The organism is Zemynaea arenosa (assembly GCF_004614185.1).
GTDB classification, from domain to species: Bacteria; Pseudomonadota; Gammaproteobacteria; order Burkholderiales; family Burkholderiaceae_D; genus Telluria; species Telluria arenosa.
The window spans coordinates 1-2,651 of the sequence record NZ_SPVF01000206.1 but is presented as its reverse complement, the minus strand read 5'-3'; the positions used below and the strand labels follow the sequence as shown (position 1 = coordinate 2,651).

The window sequence follows — 2,651 nt, the reverse complement described above, 5'->3', positions numbered from 1 at the left end:
GGCCACAGCGGCTCTACTCGCGCGGGAGCGTGACGATGGCGAGCGGCGCGACCGCGGGGCCGTGCAGCACCTCACCGCTGGTGCGGAAGCGCGAACCGTGGCAGGGGCAGTCCCAGCTCTTCTCCGGCGAATTCCAGTGCACAGCGCAACCGAGGTGGGTGCACTTCGCCGATAGTACCTGCAAGTCGCCCTCCTCCGGCCGGTACACCGCGTACAGCTGCAGTCCGCGCCGGATCAAGGCGCCCTCGCCCGGCGCAATGTGCTCGGGCGATGTCACGGCGGTCGCATTGAGCCAGTCCCCGTACTGCTGCGCCACGTTGGTCTGCTCGGTGAGGAAGTCGCCCAGGCCGTGGAAGGGCTTGCGGTTGGGCGCATACAGCGAGGTCCAGGTGTTGGAGGCGCCAGTGATCAGGTCGCGCACGATCATCGCGCCGACCGTGCAGCTGGTCATGCCATTGCCCGAGTCGCCGGTGATGAGGTAGACGTTCTCGGAGTCCATCGGATTGCGGCCCAGGTAGGCCACGCCGTCGGATGGCTCCATCACTTCACCGGACCAGCGGTAAGCGATTTCGCCGACGTGCACGAAGCGGTTGCGGGTCCACATCTCGATTTCGTCCCAGCGGTGCTGGGAGTGGGTCTCCTGGCCGGTCTTGTGGTCCTGGCCGCCGACGATGAGGATGTCCTCGTCGCTGTCGTCGAAGGTGGCGAGGCGCACGTAGTAATAGGGGTCGCCGGTGTCCCACAACAGCATCTGCGGGATGGCGCCCTTCTTGACCTTGAAGCCCACCACGTAGGTGCTGTAGCCGGCCTGTTTGGTGTGCATGACTACCTGGTCGTTGAAGGGCGTGTGCGTGGCCACCACCACGTGCTGGGCGTGGACGTCGCCGCCGGTGGTGCGGACCTTCTGCTCGGCGCCTTCCTTGTCGATGCCGAGCGCACGGGTATGGCAGTGGATGACGCCACCGAGTTTTTCGATCGCCTTCGCGAGGCCCGCGAGATAGCGCAGCGGATGGAATTGCGCGTTGTTGCGGAAGCGGACGCAGGGACCGGTGTCATAGACCATGCCGGGCACGCGCTCGAGGCGCTCGACGTCCACGCCGAGGCGGTGGGCCGCCACGTATTCCTTTTCGACGGCGTCGTTCTGGCCGTGGACCTGCGGGATCAGGTAGCCGTCCAGGCGCAGGAAGCTGCAGTCGATCTGCTCCTCGCGGATGATGTTCTCGACCAAGTCGGTCGCCTGGCGGAAGCTGTTCGCGACCATGCGCGCCTGCTCTTCACCGAACTTGGTCTGGAGCTGGTAGTAGCGCTCATCGGGCGGGAAGAAGTGGGCGGTGGTGCGGCCGGTTTCACCGCTGCCGATGGTGTCCGCGTCGAGCACCAGGACCTTCTTCCCGGCGCGCAGCAGCAGGTAGGCGGTGGTCAGGCCCGCGATGCCGGCGCCCACCACGCAGACATCGGCGCGGGTGCGCGCGGCCAGCGCGGGGTAATCGGGGATGTCGGCGGTCGCTTTCCAGATCGACCCGGTGCTGTACATGGCGGCCTCCTATTGGTGCATTGTTATTCAGCTCTCAGTAAAACGGCTGGGGCGCTTTTGGACTGTACGGTGACTCACTTATGCAGGCGCGGACGGCTTGCGCGCCACAAGCCAGACGGCGGCGATGCGGTCGGCCTCGTGGTAGGCGGGCTCGCCGAGCAGCTCGCCGAAGATGTCGGGGTCGATCTCGGCGTAGGTGGTGGCGAGGCCTTCCTGCTGCAGCAGCGGCAGGACTGTATCGGCGAAGCGGTCCTCGCCGCGCACGATGGCCACGCCGGTGTAGATCATCAGCGCGCCGCCGGGGGCCAGGTGCGGGAGGCTGGCGCGGACGATGTCGAGCGACAGTTGCAGGCCGAGGGCGCCGCCGCCGTCGCGGTAGGTGCGCTGCTCGGCGTCCGCGATGAAGGGCGGGTCGGAGACGATCAGGTCGAAGGCGCCGCCGATGGCCGCGAACTTGTCGCTCTCGCGCACGAGCAGGTTGGGCAGGTCGTTGAGCTGGGCGTTGGCGGCGCAGAACTGCAGGGCTTTCGGGTTGACGTCGGTGGCCAGCACCTCCGCGTGCGGAAAGCGGCGGGCCAGGGCGAGCGCCGCCGCGCCGGCGCCGCAGCCGAGATCGAGGATGCGACGGCAGCGCTGGTCGTGCGCGTCGAGTTCCGCGTGGAGGGCGCGGACGAAGCGGTAGGTGTCGGGCCCAAAGAAGACCGCATCGGCCGGCGCGGCTGGACCACTGGTGTGGAACAGCAGCTGGTCGCCCAGCGTCGCCGCGCGCAGCGCGGTGCGCCAGCCGCCGCCATGCTGCGGCTGCGCGAGATGGAGCGCCTGCAGCCGCTGCAGCCAGCGCCCCGGCTCATCGTCATGCGCGAAGGCCCGGCCCCATCCGAACACCGCCTGCGCATCGCGCGCCGGCTCGCCCTCGTGGCGGCGGTTGACGCGCTTGATGGTCGCCGCCGTCGGCGTCACGAACCGATACCCGAGCTCCTTGAGCTCCCGCCCCAAAGCCAGCAATTCATCCATGCCACCACGATACACATCCGCCCCCCGCCCCCGCGCCCCCCGGGCCCGGCCCCCACGCGGGCGAGCAGGGACAACACCAAGGGTGGGCCCCCCGCCCCCCGCA

Annotated in this window: 2 protein-coding genes; both read right to left on the bottom strand. The window is 68.8% G+C overall.

The genetic code is table 11. From position 1 onward, the window contains the following. Positions 1 to 13 precede the first annotated feature (13 nt). Complete coding sequence (locus tag E4L96_RS16040) at positions 14 to 1,534, bottom strand: FAD-dependent oxidoreductase (protein WP_135208223.1); 1,521 nt, start codon at positions 1,532 to 1,534, stop codon at positions 14 to 16. A 78-nt stretch (positions 1,535 to 1,612) separates the two neighbouring features. Further along, positions 1,613 to 2,548 (bottom strand): methyltransferase, encoded by a 936-nt coding sequence (locus E4L96_RS16035; RefSeq protein WP_135208222.1) that lies wholly within the window; start codon positions 2,546 to 2,548, stop codon positions 1,613 to 1,615. Between the last annotated feature and the right edge of the window lie 103 nt (positions 2,549 to 2,651).